The 257-nt window shown below is 52.5% G+C and carries 1 protein-coding gene; it reads right to left on the minus strand.

Translation table 11 applies throughout. The features are described from left to right. A partial coding sequence (locus tag ACTHSP_RS23855; protein WP_440347212.1) for an imelysin family protein occupies window positions 1–257 on the minus strand: 257 nt, incomplete at both ends.

Consider the following 257-nt stretch of genomic DNA (forward strand, 5'->3'; position numbering starts at 1 on the left):
GCAATCGGTTCGATACGTTCGTAATGGACGCGGGTGGCGGCAAACAGGGATTTGGCCTTTTCAATGTCGCCGGCTTTAACGGCTTCGGTAAAGGTTTTGGTTTTCGCCACCAGCTCTTTAACCTCGCCTTGAACGTAAGCTTTATAGTCGGCGAGCGGTTGGGACAGTTTTTCCAAATCCGCTTCGTTGGCAGTGTCTTTGAAGCCGCTGTCGGTAACAATCAGCTTACCGCGCGGATTGGTCAACAGGCCGCAAGT

The organism is Neisseria sp. P0001.S005 (assembly GCF_051963715.1).